Annotated in this window: 24 protein-coding genes; all 24 read left to right on the forward strand. The window is 32.8% G+C overall.

Annotation, left to right across the window (positions count from 1 at the left end; all coding sequences use genetic code 11):
* Window positions 1–45 precede the first annotated feature (45 nt).
* The 24 genes from yajC (at window position 46) to murG (ending at window position 26705) form a co-directional block, all read left to right on the forward strand.
* Complete coding sequence (yajC, locus tag CAN42_RS05865; RefSeq protein WP_062571114.1) at window positions 46–345, forward strand: preprotein translocase subunit YajC; 300 nt, start codon at window positions 46–48, stop codon at window positions 343–345.
* 8 nt (window positions 346–353) lie between these two features.
* Entirely contained in the window at window positions 354–500 is a 147-nt protein-coding gene (scfA, locus tag CAN42_RS05870; protein WP_005956826.1) for a six-cysteine ranthipeptide SCIFF, read from the forward strand.
* A gap of 52 nt (window positions 501–552) precedes the next feature.
* Window positions 553–1902, forward strand: coding sequence for a thioether cross-link-forming SCIFF peptide maturase (gene scfB / locus CAN42_RS05875; RefSeq protein WP_062571115.1), 1350 nt, complete (start codon window positions 553–555; stop codon window positions 1900–1902).
* Window positions 1903–2020: 118 nt separating this feature from the next.
* Window positions 2021–3811, forward strand: a complete 1791-nt coding sequence (gene recJ / locus CAN42_RS05880; protein WP_085875918.1) for a single-stranded-DNA-specific exonuclease RecJ — start codon at window positions 2021–2023, stop codon at window positions 3809–3811.
* Entirely contained in the window at window positions 3795–5942 is a 2148-nt protein-coding gene (locus tag CAN42_RS05885; RefSeq protein WP_085875919.1) for a RelA/SpoT family protein, read from the forward strand. The genes recJ and CAN42_RS05885 overlap by 17 nt, the downstream gene beginning before the upstream one ends.
* 4 nt (window positions 5943–5946) lie before the next feature.
* Entirely contained in the window at window positions 5947–6396 is a 450-nt protein-coding gene (gene dtd / locus CAN42_RS05890; RefSeq protein ID WP_085875920.1) for a D-aminoacyl-tRNA deacylase, read from the forward strand.
* 8 nt (window positions 6397–6404) lie between these two features.
* Entirely contained in the window at window positions 6405–7031 is a 627-nt protein-coding gene (locus CAN42_RS05895; protein ID WP_085875921.1) for an MBL fold metallo-hydrolase, read from the forward strand.
* Window positions 7028–8356 (forward strand): coproporphyrinogen dehydrogenase HemZ, encoded by a 1329-nt coding sequence (gene hemZ, locus CAN42_RS05900; protein ID WP_085875922.1) that lies wholly within the window; start codon window positions 7028–7030, stop codon window positions 8354–8356. The genes CAN42_RS05895 and hemZ overlap by 4 nt, the downstream gene beginning before the upstream one ends.
* Before the next feature lie 2 nt (window positions 8357–8358).
* Window positions 8359–9894 (forward strand): Mur ligase family protein, encoded by a 1536-nt coding sequence (locus tag CAN42_RS05905; protein ID WP_085875923.1) that lies wholly within the window; start codon window positions 8359–8361, stop codon window positions 9892–9894.
* A 145-nt stretch (window positions 9895–10039) separates the two neighbouring features.
* Window positions 10040–11815, forward strand: a complete 1776-nt coding sequence (aspS, locus tag CAN42_RS05910; RefSeq protein WP_085875924.1) for an aspartate--tRNA ligase — start codon at window positions 10040–10042, stop codon at window positions 11813–11815.
* 14 nt (window positions 11816–11829) lie between these two features.
* Window positions 11830–12252 (forward strand): SoxR reducing system RseC family protein, encoded by a 423-nt coding sequence (locus CAN42_RS05915; RefSeq protein WP_085875925.1) that lies wholly within the window; start codon window positions 11830–11832, stop codon window positions 12250–12252.
* Between the two features lie 7 nt (window positions 12253–12259).
* Window positions 12260–13078 carry an OmpH family outer membrane protein gene (locus CAN42_RS05920; protein WP_085875926.1) on the forward strand — a complete coding sequence of 273 codons (819 nt, stop codon included), beginning with the start codon at window positions 12260–12262 and terminating at the stop codon, window positions 13076–13078.
* On the forward strand, window positions 13071–14027 hold the full coding sequence (locus CAN42_RS05925; protein WP_085875927.1) for a hypothetical protein: 957 nt from the start codon (window positions 13071–13073) through the stop codon (window positions 14025–14027). The genes CAN42_RS05920 and CAN42_RS05925 overlap by 8 nt, the downstream gene beginning before the upstream one ends.
* 20 nt (window positions 14028–14047) lie before the next feature.
* Window positions 14048–15199, forward strand: coding sequence for a TraB/GumN family protein (locus tag CAN42_RS05930; RefSeq protein WP_062571126.1), 1152 nt, complete (start codon window positions 14048–14050; stop codon window positions 15197–15199).
* Window positions 15200–15482: 283 nt separating this feature from the next.
* On the forward strand, window positions 15483–16154 hold the full coding sequence (locus CAN42_RS05935) for a response regulator transcription factor (RefSeq protein WP_062571127.1): 672 nt from the start codon (window positions 15483–15485) through the stop codon (window positions 16152–16154).
* Window positions 16138–17574, forward strand: a complete 1437-nt coding sequence (locus CAN42_RS05940; RefSeq protein WP_085875928.1) for a sensor histidine kinase — start codon at window positions 16138–16140, stop codon at window positions 17572–17574. Before CAN42_RS05935 ends, CAN42_RS05940 begins: the two co-directional genes overlap by 17 nt.
* Window positions 17575–17942: 368 nt before the next feature.
* Complete coding sequence (mraZ, locus tag CAN42_RS05945) at window positions 17943–18371, forward strand: division/cell wall cluster transcriptional repressor MraZ (RefSeq protein WP_005956849.1); 429 nt, start codon at window positions 17943–17945, stop codon at window positions 18369–18371.
* Window positions 18371–19309: a 16S rRNA (cytosine(1402)-N(4))-methyltransferase RsmH gene (gene rsmH / locus CAN42_RS05950; protein WP_085875929.1), complete on the forward strand. Its 939-nt coding sequence runs from the start codon at window positions 18371–18373 to the stop codon at window positions 19307–19309. The genes mraZ and rsmH overlap by 1 nt, the downstream gene beginning before the upstream one ends.
* A 1-nt stretch (window position 19310) precedes the next feature.
* Window positions 19311–19718 carry a septum formation initiator family protein gene (locus CAN42_RS05955; RefSeq protein ID WP_062571130.1) on the forward strand — a complete coding sequence of 136 codons (408 nt, stop codon included), beginning with the start codon at window positions 19311–19313 and terminating at the stop codon, window positions 19716–19718.
* 10 nt (window positions 19719–19728) lie between these two features.
* On the forward strand, window positions 19729–22230 hold the full coding sequence (locus CAN42_RS05960) for a penicillin-binding transpeptidase domain-containing protein (RefSeq protein WP_085875930.1): 2502 nt from the start codon (window positions 19729–19731) through the stop codon (window positions 22228–22230).
* Between the two features lie 11 nt (window positions 22231–22241).
* A complete protein-coding gene (gene mraY, locus CAN42_RS05965; RefSeq protein WP_085875931.1) occupies window positions 22242–23192 on the forward strand; it encodes a phospho-N-acetylmuramoyl-pentapeptide-transferase in 951 nt (316 codons plus the stop codon).
* Between the two features lie 10 nt (window positions 23193–23202).
* Window positions 23203–24522: a UDP-N-acetylmuramoyl-L-alanine--D-glutamate ligase gene (gene murD / locus CAN42_RS05970; RefSeq protein ID WP_085875932.1), complete on the forward strand. Its 1320-nt coding sequence runs from the start codon at window positions 23203–23205 to the stop codon at window positions 24520–24522.
* Entirely contained in the window at window positions 24523–25629 is a 1107-nt protein-coding gene (locus tag CAN42_RS05975) for an FtsW/RodA/SpoVE family cell cycle protein (RefSeq protein WP_085875933.1), read from the forward strand.
* A complete protein-coding gene (murG, locus tag CAN42_RS05980) occupies window positions 25626–26705 on the forward strand; it encodes an undecaprenyldiphospho-muramoylpentapeptide beta-N-acetylglucosaminyltransferase (RefSeq protein ID WP_085875934.1) in 1080 nt (359 codons plus the stop codon). The genes CAN42_RS05975 and murG overlap by 4 nt, the downstream gene beginning before the upstream one ends.
* The last annotated feature ends 7 nt before the right edge of the window (window positions 26706–26712 follow it).

Genomic DNA, 26712 nt, shown 5'->3' on the forward strand with positions numbered 1-26712 from the left:
AATGTATAATATAATTATTAAATATTAAGAAGAAAGGGGTCAATAATGGATCAAAGAGCAATGTTAAATTTCCTTCCTTTAATATTGATGTTTGCTGTTTTCTATTTCTTTGTAATAAGACCACAAAAGAAAAAAGCAAATGAAATCAATGAAATGCGTGAAAGCTTAAAGGTTGGAGATAAAATAATTACAATCGGCGGTATTATTGGAAAAATTATCCTTGTTAAGGAAGATTACTTAGTTATCGAAACTTCATCTGACAATACAAAATTTGAAATTATGAAGTGGGGAATTAATGGTACTTATAAAAAGAATACTGATCTAAAAGACGTTGAAGAAGAATAGGAGATATTATGAAACACATTAAAACACTTACACAAAAAAATCTTAAGAAAACTTACGAAAAAGGCGGATGTGGAGAATGCCAAACATCTTGTCAATCAGCTTGCAAGACTAGCTGTACCGTAGGAAATCAAAAATGTGAAAATTCTGAAAACTAAGGCAAGGGAAACCTTGCTTTTATTTTGTTAGGGGTTAAGTAAAGGAGAGAAGATGGAAGAAAGAATTCATAAATTTTATTTAAATAATAGATATGTTGTCCTTGATATAGCAAGTGGATCAGTCCATATTGTAGAAAAAATTGTATATGAAATGATTGATGATTATGAAAAATTGTCAAAGGATGAAGTTATTGATAAATATTCAAAACTATATAATAAAGAAGACGCTAAAGAAGCTTATGAAGAAATAGACTACTTGGCTAAAGAAGATTTATTATTTTCTGAAGATGAACACTTTAAACTTCCTAGATTCAATCCTCAAAATGTAGTAAAGGCACTTTGCCTTCATGTTGCTCACGATTGTAACCTAAGATGTAAGTATTGTTTTGCATCTCAAGGTGACTTTAAGGGCGACAGAAGCCTTATGAACTTTGAAACAGGTAAGAAGGCCTTAGACTTTCTTCTACAAAATTCTGGTAACAGGAGAAATCTTGAAGTAGATTTCTTTGGTGGCGAACCTCTAATGAATTTTGCCTTAGTAAAAAAACTTGTAGCTTATGGTAGAGAAGAAGAAAAAAAATATAATAAACACTTCAGGTTTACAATTACAACTAATGGTGTTCTACTAAATGATGAAATAGACGAATTTATTAATGAGAACATGGACAATGTTGTTCTATCTATTGACGGAAGAAAAAAAATAAATGATGAAATGCGTCCTACTACAAATGGTAAAGGGTCTTATGACATTATTGTTCCAAAATTCAAAGAATTAATTGAAAAAAGAGGAGACAAGGACTACTTCATCAGGGGAACATTTACAAATGAAAATTTAGACTTTTCTGAAGACTTAAAAGACTTCTACTCTCATGGGTTTAAAAAAACTTCTATTGAACCAGTAGTTACTGATGAGAGGGAGCCTTACGCAATTAGAGAAGAGCACCTTGAAAAAATACTTCATGAATATGAGAAGATGTCTAAGGATTACATTGAGATAAGAAAGAAAGACAAAGACTTTTCTTTCTTCCACTTCATTATCGACTTATCACAAGGGCCTTGCATAGTTAAAAGAACTGTTGGATGTGGAGCTGGTTCAGAGTATGTTGCTATAACACCCCAAGGAGAAATTTATCCTTGCCACCAATTTGTTGGTGAAGAAGACTTCTTACTTGGTAATGTTGATGATGGAATTACAAACACTGAGTTAAGAGATAATTTTAAAAATTCTAACGTCTATACTAATGAAGACTGTCCTACTTGTTGGGCAAGATATTACTGCTCAGGTGGTTGTCACGCCAACGCTTACTACAGTAACAATGACTTAAGCAAGCCTTACAAGGTTGGATGCGAAATGGAAAAGAAAAGAATTGAGTGTGCAATTTCAGTTCTAGCTAATGAATAGTGATAAAAATTTTTTAAGAACCCTATGAGGGTTCTTTTTTTGTTGCTTGATAGCCTAATTGTTTTACCTTAATGATAATTTTTGATATAATTATCTTTATACATAAAGTGGTGATTGAATGGAAAGATGGTTTATAAAAAACAAAAGTGATCCTGGTATCGACTATAAAAAATTAGGGATAAATAATGTTATATATAAAATTTTACTTAATAGGGAAATAAATACAGGAGAAGACATTCGAGAGTTTTTAGAACCAAGTCTTTCAAATTTAAATTCGCCTATTTTGTTAAAGGACATGGTTAAGGCTTCAAATATAATTCTAAGTCACTTGGCTAAGAAGAATAAAATTAGAATCATTGGAGACTATGATGTTGACGGTGTAACATCAACTTATATCTTGTATGAAGGCTTAAGGACTATTGGCGGAGATGTCTCTTATGACATACCCCATAGAGTTGAAGATGGCTATGGTATTAATAGGAATTTAATTGACAAGGCCCACGAGGATGGAGTCAAGTGCATTATAACTTGCGACAATGGAATTGCTGCAAGAGATGCAGTTGACTATGCTATGTCTTTAGGTATTGATGTAGTTGTTACTGATCACCATGAGGTGCCGAAGATTGTTAAAGATGGAAGTGAAGTTGAGATTATTCCAGAGGCAAGTGCAGTTATAGATCCAAAGCAGTCTTCTTGTTCCTATCCCTTTAAGGAAATATGTGGTGGAGTAGTTGCCTTTAAACTCATAGAGTACCTTTTTTTAATTAGAGGAGTAGATAAGGAAGAGTTTTATGAAAAATTATTACCCTACGCTGCCATAGCAACTGTATGTGATGTAATGCCACTAACAAATGAAAATAGGGTAATAGTTTCTGAGGGAATTAAGCTCTTAAGGGAAACTAAGGATTTGGGACTTAATGCCCTAATAGAGGCTTCTGATATAAAAAAAGGAGATATTGATGTTTATCATATCGGCTTTATCATTGGACCAACGATTAATTCCAGTGGAAGACTAGAATCTGCTAAAGAATCTATAGAATTATTTTTGGAGAAGGATTATTCACTTGCTCTTGAAAAGGCTAAGAAATTAAGAGACCTCAATTATGAGAGACAAAAGCTAACTAGTGATGCCTTTGAAGTAATAGATGAGAAGATACAAAAGGATGGATTGCTAGATAAGCATAAAATCCTTATAGTTTATGAGAAGGGCTTAAATGAATCAATCCTTGGTATTGTTGCTGGAAAGATCAAAGAAAAGTATTATAGACCCAGCGTAGTTTTAAGTGATTCCAAAGATTTAATTAAGGGGTCTGGACGAAGTATTGAAGAATACAATATGTTCCAAGAGTTTTCCAAATCAAAGGAATACCTCAAGAGTTTTGGTGGCCACAAGATGGCCTGTGGCTTAGCTCTTCCCTTAGAAAATCTCGAAGACTTTATTAAAGATGTAGACCAGAAGGAAAGTCTAACAGAAGATGACTTAATAAGGAAGGTTTATATAGACGGAAACTTAAAACTTAAATACATTAGTATGAAGCTTGTTCAAGATATAGAGTCTCTGGCTCCCTTTGGGAATGGAAATTCTGCCCCAAAGTTTGGTGCCAAAAACTTGCAGATAAAATCACTTAATATCTTGGGCAAAAACAAAAACTTTTTGAAGATGACTTTGTCCCAAGAAAATATAAATTATACCGGAATTTTATTTGAAGATTCTAAAGTATTTTTAAGGAAGCTTGCTAGTTCCTATGGAAGGGAAGAAGTAATGGGTCTTTTAAATGGAAAGCCTTCCAATATTTTAATAGATATAGTTTTTAATCTTGACTTAAATAAATTTAATGGGAATGTTACTGTTCAGTTAAAGATAAAAAGCTATAGAATCACAGGTGAAAAGAATGTTATTAATAGATGAATTAATTGAAAAAGTAAAATCCTATAATGAAAATGCTGATATAGACATGATTAGACGTGCCTATAAGATGGCTAATGAACATCACAGAGGTCAAAAGAGAAATTCTGGTGAAGATTATATTATTCATCCTCTTAATGTTAGCTTGATTTTGGCTGATATGAACATGGATACAGCCACTATTGTTGCTGGTCTTCTTCACGATGTTGTAGAAGATACAGATGTAACTCTTGAAGATGTAAAAAAAGAATTTGGGGAGGAAATTGCCGAGCTTGTTGATGGGGTTACAAAGTTAAAGAAATTAAATTATAAAAACAAGGAAGAAAAACAAGCTGAAAATATAAGAAAAATGGTTCTTGCCATGGCAAAGGACATTAGGGTTATTATTGTTAAATTGGCTGATAGGCTTCACAATATGAGAACTCTCGAGTATATGACTGATGCCAAAAAGATTGAAAAGGCAAAAGAAACTGTTGAAATTTATGCGCCAATAGCAGACAGACTTGGTATGAGCAGGATTAAGTGGGAACTTGAAGATCTTTCACTTAGGTATCTTGATGAAGAGGGCTACTATGAATTGGTTGATATGGTCAACAAGAGGAGAAATGAAAGAGAAGATTTAATCAACCACATTATAAAACAACTTGAAGAAAACCTAAAGAACGTTGGAATTGAGTGCGAAATTAAAGGAAGACCAAAGAACTTTTACTCAATTTATAAGAAAATGAAGAAAAAAGGAAAGGTTTTTGATGAAATTTATGACCTTTCTGCAGTAAGAATTTTGACTCACTCTGTAAAAGATTGTTATGGTGCTTTAGGTGTTGTTCATACACTCTTTAAACCAATACCAGGCAGGTTTAAGGACTATATAGCCATGCCTAAACCCAACAAGTACCAATCTCTTCACACAACTGTTATCGACAACAATGGAGAGACTTTTGAAGTTCAAATTAGGACTTATGAAATGCATCAAACTGCTGAATATGGTATCGCTGCCCACTGGAAGTACAAGGCAGGAGTTTCTAAAGAAACAGCTTTTGATGAAAACTTGACTTGGCTTAGACAATTGCTGGAATGGCAAAAGGATTTAAATGATCCAGGAGACTTCATGGATACCCTAAAGATTGACTTCTTCGCTGATGAGGTCTTTGTATTTACTCCAAGGGGAGATGTTATAAACCTACCAGAAGGCTCAACCCCAATTGACTTTGCCTACAGAATTCACTCCCAAGTTGGTAACACCTGCGTAGGTGCTAAGGTTAATGGTAGGATTGTGCCACTTAATTATACCTTACAAAGTGGTAACATAGTTGATGTTATAACAAATCCAAATACAAGCCCATCTCTTGATTGGTTAAAAATTGTTAAGAGTCCTCAAGCTCGTAAAAAAATCTTGCAATACTTCAAGATTAAAGACAAGGAAAAGAATATTGAAAGAGGACGAGATGCCATTGAGAGGGAAGTAAAGAAGCTTGGTTACGAAACTCACAAGATTTTGCGTGATGATTGGTTAGAAGAAGTAAAAGAAAAATTAAATATGCTTAGTCTTGATGAAATGTATGCAGCAGTTGGTTTTGGAAGTATAACTACTTCCCAGGTAACTGCAAAGTTGCAAGACATTTATAACAAGCATTATAAGAAAGACGAAAAAGCCATTGAAGAAATTGTGGAATCTAAGAGGAGATATAACAACCAAGGGATTGAAGTCAAGGGTGTTGATGGTGTAAGTGTTAGGATTGCAAAATGTTGTACACCAGTCCCTGGAGATGAAATTGTTGGTTATATCACTATTGGAAGGGGCATTTCAGTTCACAGAAAGGACTGCAAAAACCTACAAAATAATGTTGACCCAGAAAGACTTGTAGAAGTTAAGTGGGAAAATTCAAATTCAACAAGTTACAGTGCTTCCATTGAGATTAGGGCCTTTGATAAACCTAATGTTATAGCTGATATTGCAAGTAGGGTAAATGAATCAAAACTTAGTATGTCCTATTTAAATGCAAAAGTTGTAAAAAATGGGGATGCTGTCATAGATATTACTGTTGAAATAACTGACAGTGAAGAACTTGAAAGACTAATGGAAAAACTAAAGAGGATAAACAATGTCCTTGAAGTTTACAGGATAAAGGCGTGATAAAATGCGTGGAGTAGTTCAAAGAGTAAAAAGAGCAAGTGTATCTGTTGATGGAAAATTAATTTCTAAAATTGACAAGGGAATTATGCTTTTACTTGGTATAGAAGTTAATGATGACGAAAATGACCTAGACTATATTATAAAAAAAGTAAGTAAACTGAGAATTTTTGATGACGAAGAAGGGGTTATGAATAAGTCGCTTCTTGATTATGGTCTTGAAATTTTAGTTGTAAGTCAATTTACCCTTTATGGAGATGCCAGAAAGGGCAATAGACCTTCTTACATTAGGTCGGCTAAGTTTGACGACGGAATAGTTCTTTATGAAAAATTCATTGAAGAGATGAAAAAATTAGGTATTAAGGTTTCTATTGGTGAATATGGTGCAGATATGGATGTGGAACTTATTAATGATGGACCAGTTACTATTTTATTGGATTCAAATAAGGAATTTTAGGTGAAATAATGGAATATAAAATTATGAAGTTAGTTGTTGGGCAATTACAAGAAAATTGCTTTATCCTTTTTGATGAAAACAAGGATGCCTTTGTGGTTGACCCAGGTGAATCAAGTGAAAATATAATTGAAGCCATTGAGAAGAATTCATTAAATATAAAATATATTTTGTTAACTCATGGTCACTTTGATCATGTAGGTGCTGTTGCTGCTCTTGTGGAAAAATACAAGGCTCCAGTTTATATATCAAAAAAAGATAGGGCCTTCTTAGAAAGTCCAAAGGAAGTTAGAGCTTCTGCCTTTGGTATGCAAATTGAAGCAGCTGATGTAGATGTTTTCGTGAAAGATGGTGATGAAATTCCTTTTTCAGGAGGCACTATTAAAGTTATTGAAACACCAGGTCATACTCTTGGATCAGTTTGCTATTTATTTGAAAATTATTTATTTGCAGGTGACACACTTTTTAATGGTTCAATAGGAAGGACTGACTTCCCAGAGTCAGACCATAGTCTAATGGTGGAATCACTAAAGAAATTAAAAAAACTTGACGATGAGATTTATGTCCTATCAGGTCACGGTCCTGAGTCACAAATGTCCTATGAGAAAATGACTAACCCTTATCTTAGACAAGTATGATTAAGATAGAAAATGAAAGTCAAGGTCTAAAGAAGTCAATTTTTGAATTTTTTAGGATGAAGCTTCCTAAAGATTACAAAGATTTAAACTTTAACATTAAAATAAAAATTGAAGACCAAATTATTTTTATTAGCATTTTTGGAGACAAGATAAAGGCTAGTGAAAGGCTTAAAATTCAAGATGAAAAAGCTCACTTCACTATAAAGAGATATTTATTTGACTTGTTTTCCAAGGAAAAAAATTTTGATTCAAGCTTTGGAATTCTAACTGGAGTGAGGCCCTTAAAACTTATTTCAAAAGTTTTTGAGGGCTCTTCCTATGATGAGTCCCTTAAAATTTTATGGGACAAGTACAGGATAGGAAGTGGCGAAGGGAAGTTTTTATATAAGATTTATAAAAATCAAGAAGCCCTTAGGCTTAACTCTAAATTTAGTAATTATAATGTCTATGTTCACATACCCTTTTGCCCATCAAGGTGTCTATATTGTTCCTTTGATACAACAATAGAGAACAAGGGAAAGATGGATTTATATACCAAAAATTTAACCAACGATATAAATTCTCACGAGCTTGAATTTTCTAAGGAGCCTAATTCAATTTATATTGGAGGGGGAACTCCAACTTCAATTGGCTTAGAAAACTTGGAAAAAATTATTGATGCACTTATCGATAAGTTTGGTCACACGAGAGAGTTTACTGTTGAATGTGGACGTATTGATAGCTTGAGCCTTGATACTTTAAAGATGCTAAAGGACAAGGGAGTTAATAGGATTTCTCTTAATCCACAGACCTTTAATGGAGAGGTAATAAATAAATTAAATAGGGTTTCAAATAAAGATTTTGGATTTTGGTTTGATAAAGCAAGGGAGCTTGACTTCGAAACTATAAATATGGATTTGATTATGGGTCTTCCTGGAGAAGATAAAGAAAGTATTATTGATTCTATAAAGAAGGCAATTAATTTTTCTCCGGAAAATATAACTCTTCATACCCTAGCTCTTAAGAATGGATCAAAGCTTTTTGAAAATTCCTACCACAATGATGAAGACTTTGGAAATCTTTTGGAAGAATCGAAGAAACTTTTAATGGAAAATAATTATGAGCCCTATTATCTCTACAGACAGAAAAAATCTGTAATTTCATCAGAGAACATTGGATATGCAAAGAAGGGTCATGCCTCAATTTATAATATTGTAATGATGGAAGAACTTGAAAACATTATTGGTTTTGGTCTAGGTGCAAGCACAAAGATTTTGAATGAGAAGGGAAAGTTTGAGAGGAATTTAAATTCTAAAAACCTTGAAGACTTTCTAAGGAGAAGATAATCTTGAAATTAGAAAAAATTTTAAATAATGTAGAAATTATTGATGCAAATTTTGAAATAGATAAAGACATAGAAATAAAAAATATCGCCTTTCACACAGACGATGTAGTTGAGGGCGGTATTTTTGTTGCCATAAAAGGCTATGTCACAAATGGCCACAGGTTTATAAAGAAAGCAAAAGAAGAGGGAGCAGAAATTGCTGTAGTTGAAAACTACTCTGAAGAGAATATTAAGCAAATTAGAGTTGAAAATTCTAGGATTGCCCTTGCAGATATGGCGAGAAACTTTTATGGAGATCCTTCAAGAGATATGAATGTAATAGGTATCACTGCAACTAATGGCAAGACAACTACTGCTTTTATGGTTAACTCTATTTTAGAAGAAGACAAAAGAAATACTGGGATAATTGGCACTGTCTTAACAAGATATGCCGATGTAATGATTCCATCTGTACTTACAACTCCAGAGTCCCTAACTCTTCAATCCTATTTTAGGGATATGAAGGACAAGGGAGTAACCGATGTGACTATGGAAGTATCTTCATCTGCTCAAGAATTATATAGGAACAAGAATATAGATTTTGACATTGTGACTTTTAACAATCTTGGCAGAGAACACATTGACCAACATGGAAGCTTTGAAAATTATTTTAGGTTTAAATCAAGACTTATTCGACACGCAAAAGAAGATGCCCTTGCAATATTAAATGCAGATGATGAAAAAATTTATTCTCTAAGGGATAAGACAAGGGCACAAGTTCTTAGCTTCTCTTTAGAAAACAATGAAGCTGACTTTGGAATCCAAAATCTTGACCTTTCAAGTGGTAAGGGAAAATTTATTTTTAAAATAAATAGAGACATAAAAGTAAAAGATTTTATCTTAAAAAAATATCAATTTGAGATTGAACTAGGATCAGTTGGTTACTCATCAGTAATGAATTCTGTCGTTGCAATAATAATTGCCCTCTGTTTAAAGATTGATATAGAAATTATAAAGAGAGCCCTAAAGGATTTTAAGGGAGTAGAGAGAAGATTTGAATTAATATTTGATGAAGAATTTAAAATTTTAGATGATCACTTTGCCAATGAAAAAAATATCGATGCAACAATGGAAACTCTAAAGGAAATGGATTATAAAAATCTCAACATTCTCTATGCCATAAGAGGCAAAAGAGGAGTTGAAGTTAATCGTGAAATTACAGAACGATTAGTGAAGTGGATAAAAATTTTAAAACCAAAATCACTTACTGCAACTTTATCAAGAGATACTGTTAAGGAAAAGGACAGGGTAACTGATGAAGAATTAAAGGTCTTCAAAAGTATTTTAGAAAAGAATAAGATTGCTTGCAAAGTATATGACACCCTTGAAGAGTCCATTAACGATACAATTGATTTACTTGATAAAGATGATGTATTACTTCTTGCAGGTTGCCAGGGTATGGATAAGGGAGCAGGCTTTGTAAAAGATAAACTTTTGAGAGAAAACAAGGTGAAAGATATTAAAGGCTTTTCTCACAGAATAGACAAGAGAATCTGTTAAAGTTGAATTTTGAAAGGCCTTGCTTTATAATTAAAATAGATTTTTATGGAATAAAAACAATATAAATGGCTAATTGATTATAAAAAATGTTAACGAATAAGCTCCAAACCATTTGAGGCTTGGAGTTTAATTTTTAGGAGGAAATATGGCTGAAAAAATGGGAAATCTCAAAAGGACAAATTATTGTAATGAGATTTCAGAAGATATGATTTCAAAAGAAGTTGTCCTAATGGGTTGGGTGGCAAAGCAAAGGTCACTGGGATCCATAGTTTTTGTTGACTTAAGAGATAGAAGTGGGATTGCACAAATTGTTTTTGATGATACATCATCTGAAGAGCTTTTAGAAAAGGCATCTCACCTTCGTGGAGAGTTTGTAATTGCTGTTAAGGGTGCAGTTCGTATGAGATCTTCAATCAATGAAGACCTAGAAACTGGTAGAGTTGAAGTCCTAGCTAGTGAACTTAAAATTTTAAGTGAATCTGAAGTTCCACCAATTTATGTTAAGGACAATGACAATGTTGCAGAAAATATGAGACTTAAGTACAGGACTCTTGACTTAAGAAAACCAAGTATGCAAAAAAATCTTATGACTCGTTCAAAGATTTATAAAATTACTCGTGACTTCTTCTATGAAAATAGATTTATAGAAGTTGAAACTCCTATGTTAACTAAGCCAACTCCTGAAGGAGCGAGAGACTACTTAGTCCCAAGTAGGGTTAACCCAGGTGAGTTTTACGCTCTTCCTCAATCACCACAATTAATGAAGCAATTATTAATGGTTGCAGGGATGGATAGATACATCCAAATTACTAAGTGCTTTAGAGACGAAGATTTAAGAGCCAATAGACAACCAGAATTTACTCAAATTGATATGGAACTTAGCTTTGTTGACGAAGAAGATGTAATGGGAATAAATGAAAGATTTCTTCAAAAATTATTTAAAGGAGTCATAAATAAAGACATCGAACTTCCTATTAAGAGGATGAAGTATTCTGAAGCTATGGATAGGTTTGGGGTAGATAAACCAGACCTTAGATTTGGTATGGAATTAAAGGATATTTCTGATTTAGTAAAAGCTTGCGGCTTCAAGGTATTTGAAGGAAATACTGAAAAGGGTAAAAGCGTTAGAGGTATCAAGGTTGATGGTGGAAGCGACTTCTATTCCAAAAAACAATTGAAAAAATTAGAATCCTTTGTCAAGGACTATAAGGCAATGGGACTTTCTTGGATAAGAGTTGATGAAGAAATTGATTCACCAATTGCTAAATTTATATCTGAAGAAACAATGCAAGAAATCATCTCTGCTTTTGATGCAAAAAAAGGTGATTTAATTTTAATTCTTGCTGATAAAAATTCTGTTGTATTTAGTGGCCTAGGCAACCTTCGTAACAAGATTGCAAGGGACATGGACTTAATTAATGAAGATGATTATAAACTTGTTTGGATAACTGAATTCCCGCTATTTGAATATGATGAAGAGGAAGGAAGATATGTTGCTATGCACCATCCTTTCACAAGTCCACTTGACGAAGATGTGGATAAATTAGTAAGTGACAAGGAAAATGCAAGAGCAAAGGCCTATGACATTGTTATAAATGGGGACGAAATGGGTGGAGGAAGTATTAGAATTAACGACCCAGAAGTCCAAGAAAAAATGTTTGAAGCACTAGGCTTATCAGAAGAGGAAGCCAAGGAAAAATTTGGATTCCTTCTAGAAGCCTTTAAGTATGGAGCTCCACCACATGGAGGACTTGCTTATGGACTTGACAGACTTGTAATGTTATTTACAGGTGCTAAGAGCATAAGAGACGTAATAGCCTTCCCTAAAACTCAAGCTGCAACTTGTCTATTGACAGGAGCACCAACAGGACTTACAGAAAAACAATTAGAAGAAGTTCACATTAAGGTAATCGAAGATTAAGAATAGGTGATTTTATGGAAAGTATTGGCATTGTAAGAGCTCAAAAGGACAACAAAATATTTGTAGAATTTACTAGAGAAAGTGCCTGCGGAGAATCTTGTGAGTCTTGTAATGCAAAGTGTGCTGAATCTGAACAAGAGCTCTTTGAGTTTAACAATACAATTTCTGCAAAAGTTGGAGATCTAGTTAAGATTAAAACCAATGACAAGTCAGTGCTTTCCTATAAATTTTTAGTTTACGGCTTGCCACTAGTCCTATTTATGTCAGCAATTTCTTTATCTTATTATATTTTTAATAAGATGGGTCTTGCTAACAAGGACTTAATGTCTCTTATAGCAGGGATTTTATCCTTTATCATATCTTTTATCATTCTTAGGAGCATTGATAAAAACTATGAAAAGACAAGTAGAGCCAGTATTCTTCTTGAAAAAATGTAGGTGAAAGATGAGTAGTAAAAACTGGCACAAGGTTCTCTATATTTTTTCCCTTTGTATCCTAGTCTTGTCTTTTTTATTTTATATGTATTCTCTTGCAAATAAAAAATTTTCAACAAAGCTTATTTCAGAAAATAAAGCTTTAGCACAAGAGATACAATCTTTGGAAGATAAGTCTAAGGCCTATGACAAAGAAATAGAAGACTTAGAAATTGAATTTAATTTAAAGTCTCAAGAATTCTATGAAAAATATGGATACCAATTTGAAGCCAATAAATCTGACGAGATTAAAAAAATTAAAACAGATTATGAAGAGAAAAACAGAGTTATAAAAGCTGAAGTTAGAGAAAGGCTAAAGGCTTATGGCGCTTTCTTTAATTCAAATATTTATGAAAAAGAAAATTATGACAGGATAGTAGATGACTTCTTAAGCATAAGTAGAGAAGAAAGTCTTGAAAAAAATAAGAATATTTACAAGGACTTAGAAATTGGAAGCCTTTTTAAAGAACTAGATGGATTTGCCTCTTATCTAATAAAAGAAAATAAGCCATCAAAGGAAGTAAACTTATTTGTATTCTATGCATCAATATATTCTTCAAGTATTTATAACTTCGTAGAGGATGACAAGGTGCCTTTCTCTGAAGTTTATGTTGATCTTAACAACTTATTAAATATCTACAAGGAAATGGAAAATAAATCCTTTAAGACTGGTGACTTGTCATCAGAAAAGTTAGCTTATTTAAAAAACTTTGTAGATGAAAAAGTTTCAGAATATTATAAAAACTATGGCATTATAAGGGCTTTGGAAAAGAGTGATAAAAATGAATGAAAATAAAAAATCTTTTTTGTCTTTCATCTTTATAATTCTTAGCCTTATACTATCTTACCTTGGATTTTCCAACTTAAGGTATATGGAGTCTTCCTACTTTAATTTAACAAGAGAAAACTCTTCTCTAATAGAGAAGAGGAATAAGACTCAGGAGAATATTAAAAATCTCAGCCAAGAAATAAACTTAAAAAATTCCAAGTTAGATGTAATAACAAGAGAAATTGAAAAATTTGATGTTTTACAAAACAAGTCAACAGAAATAGAAGACCTTAATAAGGAATTAGGAGATTCTTTAATTCCCTTTCAAGATGATAGAGAATTTAAATTTTTTGAAATTTCAAAGGACAAAATAATTTCTTTTACACCACTAAGGGGTAATTTTATTGATAAGAATTTAAATAGAGAAGATATGGAAGACAACTTAAGACTTATGCCATTTTTTGTAGATTCTCATTACACTTATGACTTGAATAGGTCCATAGGAAAGCACAACATCAAGGGATTTGAAAACCTTGGTCTTGTTGAATACTTATTAAAGGGAGATAATTATCTTCTTAAGTCTATTCTCTTAAATGATTCCTCTAAGATGACAAAGTTAAAGGATGAAAAAGAGAAAATTTTAGAAAAAGAAAACAATCTTTTAGAAGTTTCTGAAAATATTTATGGATTAAATAAGAATTCCAAAAATAAAAATTTAAACGCTAGTAAGGACGTCAAGGACAAAGAAGAAGATGAAGAAGACATCTTAAATGCTCTTTGTCTAGATATTTTAAACTCTTCAATTAATTATTTAAGGGGCTATGAGATAAAAAATGAAGATGGCCTTAATAAGTTTAAATCTAAAGACAAGATACTTATGACAGAAAAAATAGAAGATAAGAAGCTAATCACAAATTATTATAGGGATGTAGATGAAAAAGCCTACACCCTTAGTGAAGAAAAAGAATAAAACTTCTACGTAGGAGAAAAATGAAGGATCAATTAATTAGATTAGATTACCAAGGTAAGGAAATTATTTTAATACCAACGGCTCACGTTTCTCAAGAAAGTGTTAATTTAGTTAGGGAAACTATAAAAGAAGAGAAGCCCGACTCAATTTGCATTGAGCTTGACGACCAAAGGTATAAAAATATAAAAAATCCTGAGGCTTGGAAAAACACAAATATTATAGATATTATAAAGGAGAAGAAGGTTACACTTTTAATAGCAAACCTTATTCTTTCATCATACCAAAAAAATGTTGCAAAAAAACTAAAGACAAAGCCAGGTCAAGAAATGATGGAAGGTATTAAAGCTTCTGAAGAAATGGGAATTAACTTAGTCCTAGCTGATAGGAGCATACAAACAACCTTCATGAGGATATGGAGAAAGATGGGATTTTTTGAAAAAATAAAATTGCTTTTTTCTTTAATGTTTCTTGATGAGGATGAAGATGTATCTGAAGAAGACCTTCAGAGACTAATTGAAAGAGATAATCTTGAACTTGCTATTGAAGATATGGGTAAGGACTACCCGCAAATTGCTGCAACGCTTTTGCACGAAAGGGACAAGTTTCTTGCTTATAACATTAAGAATGCACCAGGTAAAAAAGTCATTGCTATTCTTGGAGCAGCTCACACACCAGGGGTTGAAGAAGAAGTCTTTAAGGACCAAGACATTGAAGAGCTTAAAAAGATTCCAGAAAAATCTTTTATGGGCAAGTTGTTACCTTGGATAATACCAGCCCTTATTGTAATTTTAATAGCCTTGGGCTTTAAACAAAGTATGAATACAGGTCTATCTCAAATTAAGTCCTGGTTTATATTCAATTCAGTCTTAGCGGCTGCCTTTACAGCTTTATGTCTTCCACATCCCTTAAGTGTATTAACCGCTTTTGTGGCTGCACCTTTTACATCAATTAACCCTGTACTTGCTTGTGGATGGTTTGCAGGTTTAGTTGAAGCAAGTTTAAAGAAGCCAACAGTTGAGGACGTAAACAAAATACCTGATGACATATTTAACTTTAAGTCATGGATTCACAACAAGTTTTTGAAGGCTCTCTTAGTAGTAATACTTGCTAACTTAGGTTCATCTATTGGAACTATTATTGCAGGATCAAAAATTATTCATAGTATAATTTAATAAAACATTTTAGTCTGTATGAATTTGATGTGTACCCTCTTTACTGGACAAACCAGTAAGGAGGGTATTTTTATGAAAAATAGTTATGAATTTAAAATATAGTGTGTACAGTTGTATAGAGAGGGTAAGTGGTCTGATACACCTATGCAAGTAAAAGATTCTAACAAAAAATTTTTCTTATTGATATAATTAAATCAAAAGTTGAGAGAATTTATAAGAAGAGGCTTAACAAAGCTTTCATAAAAAATTCACAAATTCTTATTATAATTAAGTTGGTGATGAAATGTTTAAAATTTTAGTAGTAGATGATGAAAAAAGCATTAGAGAAGTTATAAGAACCTACGCAGAGTTTGAAGGTCATGAAGTTGTTGAAGCAGTAGACGGCCTTGATGCAATAGATAAGGTAAAAGAAGAAGACTTCGATGTTATTGTCATGGATATAATGATGCCAAGGCTTGATGGTTTTTCATCCTACAAGGAAATAAAAAAAATAAAAAATATTCCTGTCTTAATGCTGTCTGCAAGAAGTGAGGAATACGATAAATTATTTGGATTTGAAATTGGTATAGATGACTATGTTACAAAACCCTTCTCCCCAAAGGAACTTATGGCGAGACTAAATGTTATCGTAAATCGTCACAACAAGGTTGAAGAAAATAAGACTATGGAGTTTGAAGGACTTAAGATTGATTTAGATGGTCGTGTTGTATTTGTTGATGATGAAATGGTTGATTTAACACCTAAGGAATATGACCTCTTAGTTTACATGGTTAAAAATAAAAACATTGCCCTTTCTCGTGACAAGCTCTTAAACCAGGTTTGGGGTTATGATTTTTACGGAGAAGACAGGACAGTGGATACCCACATTAAGATGCTTAGAAATTCTATTAAAGAATACAGAAAATTTATTATTACAGTAAGAGGAGTGGGATATAAGTTTGATACGAGAAATTAAAGAAGTGAGGAGGATAAAAATTGACAAAAACAGCATCCTCTTTAAGCTGTGGAAGTACTTTGTCTTTTTCGCTGGACTAATCTTAATTTCTATTTGGCTCTTTCAAACAGTTTTCCTTTCGAGTTTTTACGAAACTATGAAAATTCGTGAAGTTACAAAGGTTGGGAATGAACTTAGGAATGAATACAAGTCACAAGATTTTGAAAGTAAGCTTTCAAACTATGCAAATACTAAGGGACTTGAGATAAAAGTTCTTGATGAAAATGGAGCTTGGGTATTCCCCCTAAGACTATTTGACGAATTTGTAGAAAGACCAAGGATGATATGGGAAAACTTTGATAAGTTTTTTGGATCCTTAAGTAGAGACAACAGGACTTATAAAATTTATACAGTTAGGTATGAAAACCTAAAGGACCCTTCCATTATTTATGCAGGTTATCTTGGCAAAACTAATGGCGAAGATTATTACCTCTACATTAATTCAGTTTTAAAGCCAGTAGATGCAACTGTTGATGTAATAAGGAGAATACTTATAATAATCTCCTTCTTGTCACTTATTTTTGCATCTATTACAGCCTACTTTGTATCTAAGAGACTTTCAAGACCCCTTGTTAGGATGTCAAACACTGCCAAGGAGCTTGCAAAAGGGGACTACAAGGTTAAGTTCAAAAAGGGCGAGTACACTGAAATAGATGATCTTTCCAACACTCTTAACTATGCGAAAAATGAACTTACAAAGACAATTGAAATGAGGAAGGACCTTGTTGCCAATGTCAGCCATGACTTGAAGACTCCACTCACAGTTATAAAATCCTATGGAGAGATGATAAGGGATATATCTGGACCTAATGAAGTTTTGAGAAACAAGCACTTGGATACAATTATTAGTGAGGCAGATAAGTTAACGGCACTTGTAAATGATTTACTAGACCTTTCAAAGATTGAGTCTAACTTAGAAGAAATAAAGAGGGAAGAATACGACCTTAAGGACTCCTTGGAGGAAGTCTTAGATAGGTTTAAGATTAATAAAGATTTTGCAGACTACAAGTTTGAGATAGAAGTTTCTGGTGACACGAGAATTCTTGCAGACAGGTCTAAGATAAGCAGGGTAATTTATAATTTAATTAACAACGCTATAAATTATTCGCCAGTTAATAAAGAAATAAAATTACTTATCAAGGGCGATGATAAGAAAACTGAATTTCATTGTATTGACAAGGGAATAGGAATAAGTGAAGAAGATATAAAGGGAATTTGGGATAGGTTTTATAGAGTTCGCAACAACCACACAAGGCCTGAGATAGGAACTGGACTGGGACTTTATATTGTAAAGACAATAATGGAACTTCATGGTTTTGATTATGGAGTTAATTCAAAATTAGGTCAGGGTTCTGACTTCTACTTTGTAGGAAAGAAATAATTTAATAAGAGATTAAATCGACTAGAGATAGTCGATTTTTTTGTGAAAAAATTTATTTAATTATTTATGAAAAAGTTTCATTGGCCTTATTAAGATTAAAAAAGTTGTAGAAATTTATTAATTCATAACAAAAAAATCATTAAGAAAGAATTATAAAATTTTGTTATTGATCTAAAAGCCTATATTGAAGGTTAAAATTGTATTTTATGAAAACATTTTTTATTCAGGATAAAAATTTCGGGCCCTTAGTCCTATTTTTTGAAAACTTATTAAAACACTAGAAAATAGAGACTTTGTGTAGTAAAATTAACTTAGGTGGAGCAAAGTGGAGTAAAAAATAGTCGAAATGGAATAAAGTGGAGAATTTTATGTTAATAGGTGAATTTAGACACAACCTCGATCCTAAGGGAAGAGTAACAATTCCATCAAAGTTTAGAGAAGACCTTTCGTCCTTTGTAATGACGAAGGGTTTAGACGACTGCCTATTTTTATATCCAAGCGACCAGTGGGAGAAAATTGAAAACAAACTAAAGGAACTCCCAATGACTAACAAGGCTGTAAGGTCCTTTGTGAGAACATTTTTCTCTGGGGCTGTAGACTGCGAACTAGATAAGCAGGGAAGGGTCCTAATTGGAGAACACCTAAGAGAATATGCAGACTTAATTGACAAGTGCGTAATCATAGGACTTTCAAACAGGGCAGAAATTTGGTCAGAAGAAAACTGGAATAAGTACAATGAAGAAGAAGCTCTATCCTATGAAGAACTTGCTGAAAAAATGTCGGAGTTGGGAATATAATGGAATTTGCACACAAAAGTGTTCTTTTAGATGAAACAATTGAAGGATTAAACATTAGAGAAGGAAAAATTTATCTCGATGGAACTCTTGGTGGGGCAGGCCACAGCAGTGAAATCCTAAAAAGACTAAAGGGAAGTGGACTTTTAATTGGGATAGATCAAGATATAGAAGCCCTTGAAGTTGCAAAGGAAAGACTTACTGACTATAAAAATGTAGAATTTTTTAATTTAAATTACATAAATTTTGAAAAAGCTCTTGATGAGCTTGAAATTGATAAGATTGATGGGGTCCTACTTGATATTGGAGTTTCATCTTACCAATTCGACAATCCTGAGCGAGGGTTTTCTTATAGGTTTGATGCCCCACTTGATATGAGGATGGACCAAGACCTTGAAATTTCTGCGAAGGACATCGTAAATACCTATAGTGAAAGCGAAATTACTAGAATTATAAAAGATTATGGAGAAGAAAAGTGGGCATCAAGGATTGCCAAGTTCATTGTAGAAGAGAGAAAGAAGAAAGATATAGAAACAACTTTTGAACTTGTTGAAATAATTAAAAATGCTATTCCAGCTTCTGCAAGAAGAAATGGACCTCATCCAGCAAAAAGAACTTTTCAAGCTTTGAGGATTGAAGTTAACAGGGAACTTGATGTTCTTAAAGACTCAATTGAGAGATTTGTCCATAGACTTAACCCAGGTGGCAGGATTGCAATTATAACTTTTCACTCCCTAGAGGATAGGATAGTGAAAAATGCCTTCAAATACTTGGAGAAGGATTGTATTTGTCCCCCATCGTCTCCAATTTGTACTTGTGATAAGAAAAAAGAAATAAAAATTTTAACTAGAAAGCCAATAACTGCAAGTGATGAAGAATTAAAAGAAAACAAGAGATCTCACTCAGCGAAACTAAGAATTGCCGAAAAATTAGAGGTGTAAAATGGCAAAAAGATTAACTAAAATTTCAAATAAAAGTTATAATATATATAGAAATCGACTTTTAAATAATAGGCCTTTTATTTTTACAATGGCAATTGTTATTATAATATTTGCAGCTGTTATTATTCTTTATTCTCAAGTTGCAGGTCTTGACAGAGAAATTTTGAAACAAAAGGCTGAAATCGAAGAATTAAATAAAACAAAAACAACTCTTGTAGGCGATATTAAAGCCGTAAAGTCATCTGCTCAAATTGCAGAAGAAGCGATGTATAAACTTGGAATGGTTTATCCTTCTGAAGACCAAATAGTTTACATTGATTCAGGGGAAGAAAAAAAAGTGGGAGACATTAACTATAACGTATTTTTGAGCCCAATTGTCTCTGTCCTCAGGTCTTTTACAAGAGATTAGGAGGATATAATTGAAAACTAATAAAATTAAAGCTAGAGATAAAAAAACGAAAAATGGATTTAAGGCCAAGACAAACAATGCCAATAGATTCATATTTGTATTTTTTATCTTTCTAGCTTTTTTGTTTGTATTATTAATCGTAAAACTTCTCTGGATTCAAATTGTCCAGTCAGAAGAACTAACTATCGCAGCCTTAAACCAACTAACTAAGACTGAGGTCATAAACTCTAATCGTGGAATAATCTATGACAGAAATAGAAAGGAAATGGCAATTAACATAACAAAGTGCAACGTCTTTTATAACATGGATTATTTGAAGGAGAGGAAGGACGAAAGTGAAAGTGACTTCAAAAATAGGAAAGAAAAGTTATATGACGAAGATGCAAAAATTATTTCTGATGTAACTGGTATAGACTATGATGAAATTAGGTCTAAGATGGAAGGAGATAAGGTTGTAAGACTTGCTACAAATATTGACAGAGGTAAGGCACAAGAATTAAAGGATATTAGGACAAAAATAATTAAAGAAAATAAAGAAAAGAAAGACAATAAAAAATCTAACCTCATTCCTATGACCATTGATGATGTAACAAGAAGGCTTTATCCCTTCAACAACTTGGCATCTTATATAATTGGTTTTACAAATGACGAAAATGTGGGTCAATATGGTATTGAGGCATCCTTTGACGAAGAATTATCAGGCATTTCAGGGAAAAATGTATCTCTAAAGGACAATGCTTCAAATAAAATTCCTCTTACAGATGAGGAGACTTATGCGCCAAAGGAAGGTTATTCCGTTGTCTTGTCTATTGATTCCAATATCCAACAGTTTGCAGAAACTGCAGCTACAAAAGCAAAAAAGGAAAATATGGCAGATAGGGTTTCTATAATAGTTCAGGATACAATGACTGGAGAAATCTTGGCAATGACAACTAAGGATGACTATAACTTAAATGATCCAAGAGAACCTATAAATGAAAAACAAGAAGAAGAGTGGGATAATTTAAGCGAAGAAGAGAAGATGGATATCCTCTACGACAACTGGAGAGACTTCAATGTCAACGACCAGTATGAACCAGGATCAACTTTTAAACTTATAACAGCAGCGGCTGCAATAGAAGAAAACACAGCCCAACCCGATTCGCAATATGTTTGTAATGGGTCAATGGTAATTGGAAATAGTAGATTAACTTGTACAAGTCATACTAGAGGGAAAAAGACTCTTGCCAAGGCAATAGAAGAATCTTGTAACATGACTATGATTCAAGTTGGTCAAGGTTTGGGGGCTGAAAAGTTTTTAAAGTACATCAAGGCCTTTGGCTTTGGTAAAAAAACTGGAATTGAGCTTTATGGTGAATCTATTGGTATTGTTCCAAGGTCATACAAGGATATAAGTAAGGTTAATCTAGCAACAATGTCCTATGGTCACTCAATTGCAGTTTCTCCTATACAACTTATTAATGCAATAAGTGCCATTTCCAACGGAGGTTTCTTAAACAAGCCAACTCTTATAAAGGAAATAGTAGATGCCAATGGAAATGTAATAGAGAGAAAAAGAACTGAGCTTAGGAGAAGGGTAATATCCGAAGAAACTTCTGACAAAATGAAGATGATGATGAGAAGGGTAGTAGAAAAGGGTACAGGTAAGCTTGCCAAAATTCCAGGATATATAGTTGGAGGTAAGTCAGGTACTGCTAATATTGCAACACCAACTGGCTATCTTGATGCTTATAACTCATCCTTTGTTGGTGTAGCTCCTCTAAATGATCCAAGGCTTACTGTTCTTGTTGTTGTCAATAACCCTAAGGAAGGAATTCTTGGTGGGGCAGTTGCAGCACCAGTTGTACAAGAAGTTTTGTCTAAGTCTCTTAACTATTTGAAGATACCAAAAACTGAAGAAGTTGATGAGAAAGATGAGTACGTATCTGTTCCAAATGTTGGAGGACTTCTTCTTGAGGATGCAGGTAAGATTTTAATAGATGCAGGGCTTAAGTTTAACAATAACTCTGAAACTGTATTACCTTATTCTGTTGTCACAAACCAAAATCCATCAGCAGGATCTAATGTGCTAAAGGGAACCATAGTTGATCTTGCAGTTAATGATAAGGACAGTGGTCTATTAATAATGCCTGACTTTAGCAAGAAGACTAGAAAAGAAAGCCAATCTATTTTAAATTCTATGAATTTAGAGTATAATATCAAAGGAAATGGCGACTTTATATCACAAAGTCCAAGACCTGGACAAAAATTAAGTGGCAGTGAACTTGTCACACTTAACTACTCAAAAAGAGATGAGGATTTTGATAAGTCTAGTGAAGAAAATTCTAACAATAAGACTAATAATGAGAGGAAAAATTCTAACAGTGATAAAAGGTCTGAAGTAAATAATAAGAATAAAGAAAACAAAAAAGAGAATAAAAAAGATAGTAAGAAGTCAAAAAGTAAAAGAAAGAAGTCTAAGGAAAACTTAGATAAAAATAATAAAGAAAGTAATAAAAGTAAAAGGAATTAGGATAAAGTATAATGAATTATTTAATTAATATAGGAGTGGGATTAATTCTATCCATAATCTTGGGCAGGATTATAATTCCATTATTAAGAAGGTTACACGCAGGACAAAGTATAAGAGAAGATGGACCTCAGTCTCACTTAGTTAAAAGTGGGACTCCAACTATTGGTGGCTTAATCTTTCTAGCATCAGTAATTATAACAAGTCTTGTTACGGCAAATTTTAAGTTATCAGTTTTAATGATACTTTTCTCAACACTTGCCTTTGGAGCAGTTGGATTTATTGATGACTACATCAAAGTTGTTATGAAGAGAAACCTAGGTCTACGTGCATATCAAAAACTTCTTCTTCAAATTTTGGTTGCGGTAATTTTAATAATTTATCAATATAATTCAAAAGAAATAGGGACAGACCTTTATATTCCTTTTATAAAGGATTACAGATCAATAGGATTTTTATATATTCCCTTTGTAATTTTTGTAATTGTTGGGACAGTAAACTCAGTAAACCTAACTGACGGGTTAGACGGTCTTTCATCTAGTGTGACAATTATCTGTCTCTTATTTTTCAATTTTGTAGCAATTAAACTTCAAAGATATGAAATTGCAGGATTTTGCTTAGCACTTGCTGGGGCGCTAATTGGCTTCTTATACTACAATAAGTTCCCAGCTAAGGTCTTTATGGGAGATACAGGATCTCTTGCCCTAGGAGGTGCAATATCTGCAATTGCCCTTCTTTTAAATGTGCCTCTAATTTTACCTATAGCTGGTGGAATTTACTTTATTGAAACACTTTCAGTTATAATTCAAGTAGTTAGTTTTAAAACTAGGGGAAAGAGAGTTTTCCTTATGTCACCACTTCACCATCATTTTGAACAAAAGGGATGGCATGAGAAAAAAATAGTTGCAGTATTTTCATTAGTGGAACTTATACTTTGTATGATTTCCTACTTAATTTTATTTTAGGTGATTTGAGATGTTAGAAAACAAAAATATATTAATAATGGGCTTTGGCGTTACTGGAAAGACAGCACTAAAGTTTTTAAAAGAATTTCCATGTAAAATTTATGTCTATGATAGCAATCAAGACCTTCAAAAATTAAATGTTGAAGAAGATTTTATTATTTTCAAAGATGAAGATCTTGATAATATTGATTTGATAGTAAAAAGTCCAGGAATTTATCCCTTCCATGAACTCTTAGAAAAAGCTAGAGAAAAGAATATTGAAATTATTTCTGATATTGAACTTAGCTATAGAAATTTAAAAACAAAGAATATTATTGCAGTTACTGGCACTAATGGAAAGACTACAACAACTACCATTCTTGGGGATATCCTAAGAAGGGTAGCAAAAACTTTTGTTGTGGGAAATATTGGAAGAGGAATTCTTGAAATAACTAAAAAATCTAAGGCTGAAGATTATGTTGTTATAGAAGCGTCTTCCTTCCAACTAGAGAATACCATTTATTTTAAACCACATATTGCAGTGCTTACTTATGTGACAAGCGACCACTTAGACTGGCACAAGACTAGACAAAACTATGTGAATGCAAAGTTTAAGATTTTCAAAAACCAAGATGAAAATGACTTTGCAATTTTAAATTATGAAGATAGGGATCTTGCAGATAAATATAATTTAAAAGCAGAAAGATATTATTTCTCTATGGAAAAAATCTCTGAAAAGGGAGCCTACCTTGACCAAGGTAAAATTTATTTCAACGACGGAGTTAAGATAGAAGAAATTTTAGATGTTAAGGATATAAAAATACCTGGAGACCACAACGTAAGAAATATTATGGCTGCAATAATTGCTTGCAAACTCTTAAATATTGATTTAGATATTATAAAAAAATCAATTGCATCTTTTACTGGAGTTGAACATAGAATTGAATTCGTAAGAGAAGTTGATGGAGTTAAATACTATAACGATTCCAAGGGAACAAACCCAGACTCTACTGAAGTTGCAGTAGCCGCTATGTATGGAGATGTAGTTTTAATCGCTGGTGGTTACGACAAGGGTGCTGACTTTGATAACTTAATAGAAAAATCTAAGGATAAATTGAAGACAGCTATTCTATTTGGACAAACAGCAGAAAAAATTTCTGAGTCATGTAAGAAGTATGGAGTAGAATTTTATATTACAGAAGACTTAAAAAAGGCAGTAGAACTAGCAAAAAAACTTGCTGTAAAGGGTGATGACGTCTTACTTTCACCAGCATGTGCTTCATGGGATATGTATAAGAGCTATGAAGTGAGGGGTCAACACTTTAAAGACCTTGTAAAAGAGTTGGTGTAGATGAAGTTAAAAAAGGAAATGAAAGATATAGACCTGATGTTGCTTTTGACTACAATTTTTCTTATTGTGATTGGTCTTGTAGCAGTTACATCAGCTTCCTTTCCCACAGCAAAAAAATATAATCTAAACAGTTTCCATTACTTAGCTAGGCAATCTGGTTTCTTAATAATAGGAATTGTTGCCCTATTTATGATAATAAAAATGCCAAGGGCAGTAATTTATAAAAATATCGATTGGTTATTCCCCTTTAGTATTATCTTGATACTCCTTCTATGGTCGCCACTAGGAGACAAGTCAAAGGGTCAAGTAAGATGGCTAGACTTAAAAATAATTAGGTTTCAACCTTCGGATATTTTGAAATTATCGTCAATAATATATTTAGCCAAGTACTTGGCTAAGCACATCTACTCTTTAAGAGATAAAAAAATTTTCTTAACGGCAGTAGCTATAATGGGTATATCTGTTGGACCAATTATGATAAAGGACTTCTCAACAGCAGTTGTTATTGGAGTCGGTCTATTTGCTATTTTACTAGCAAGTGGAATTACAAAAAAACAATTTTTATTCTTAATCCTACTTGGTATAGGTTTAATCTATGTAATCTTAAAGGATCCAGAAAATAAATTTAGAATAATGAGAATTCTAGGATTTGTGTCTGATTCAACAGATTATCAATCAGCAGCCCTTTATCAATCAAGGCAATCTTTATATGCCTTTGCCCTAGGAGGATATTCTGGAGTAGGTTTATTTAGGTCTAGACAAAAGTACACTAACCTACCAGAAGCCTATACAGACTTTATTTTTTCTGTAATTGCGGAAGAATTTGGTTTTATTGGAACTTTTATAGTAATATTATTATTTGTAATATATATTTACAGGGGATACATGATTGCCTTTAAGGCTACTAATTACTTTGATAAGTTTACAGCTATTGGGATGACAACATATATTGGTATTCAAGCCTTTTTTAATATGGGGGTCTGTGCCAAGATTCTTCCAGTAACTGGTATAACTTTACCCTTTATTTCTTATGGGGGTACAGCTCTTGTAATGGCACTTGTATCTACAGCAATTTTATTAAAAATTTCGAAAGAAGGTACGCTATGAAATATATTTTATCCGGTGGCGGTACTGGTGGACATATATATCCAGCTCTAGCAATTGGAGAAGAAATTAAAAAGAAAGACAAGGAAGCAGATATATTATACGTTGGTAAGAAAAATTCTTTAGAAGAAGAATTAGCCGAGAAGTATAATTTTGATTTTAAGGGAATAGATATTTCTGGCCTTCCAAGAAAAAAATTAAATAAAGATACAGTCATAACTTTCTTTAACCTCATGAAGGGGTTAAGGGAATGTAGCAAAATAATTCATGATTTTAAACCAGATTTTGTAATTGGAACGGGTGGATATGTTTGTGCTCCTATAGTTTTTAAAGCTCAACAAAAAAAGATAAAGACAGTAGTGCAAGAACAAAATGCCTACCCAGGTAAGACAAATAAAATTCTTGCCAAGAAGGCTGACTATGTCTTTATTAACTTTGAAGAAGCTAAAAAGTATTTAGATAACGACAACATCATCTTCACAGGTAATCCTGTGAGAGATGTATTTTCTCATTTAGATAGGGAGAAATCTAGAAGAGAATTAAACATTAAAGATAAAGAAAAATTTGTATTTTCCTTTGGTGGATCTGGAGGACAAGAATCTACAAATGATGCAATTTTAGAAATTCTAAAAGAGAATAAGAGTCTTCCTTTTAAGTTAACTCATGTCACTGGTAGAGAACATTATAAGGCTTTTATGGAAAAGGTGGATGAACTTCCAGATAATGTTGAAATACTAGATTATACACATAAGGTTTATGATTACCTATCAAGTGCAGACCTTGTTATAGCATCATCATCTGCTATGACCCTTGCAGAAATATCTGCATTAGGTCTTGCATCTATATTAATCCCAAAGGCTTACACTGCTGGTAACCACCAATATTATAATGCCATGAGCTACAAAAATATGGGTGCATCTAGGGTTATTGAAGAAAAGGACTTAAATGGAAATGTGCTATTGGAAGAAATAAATAAAATTATTGATGATGATGAAGAAAGAAATGAGATGGCGAAAAATTCAAAGAAACTCGCCAGTCCAGATGCAGTTTCAAAAATAGTTGATATGATTTTAAAGTGATTTTATG

It is taken from the genome of Peptoniphilus vaginalis, assembly GCF_900176605.1.
Taxonomy (GTDB): domain Bacteria; phylum Bacillota; class Clostridia; order Tissierellales; family Peptoniphilaceae; genus Peptoniphilus_A; species Peptoniphilus_A vaginalis.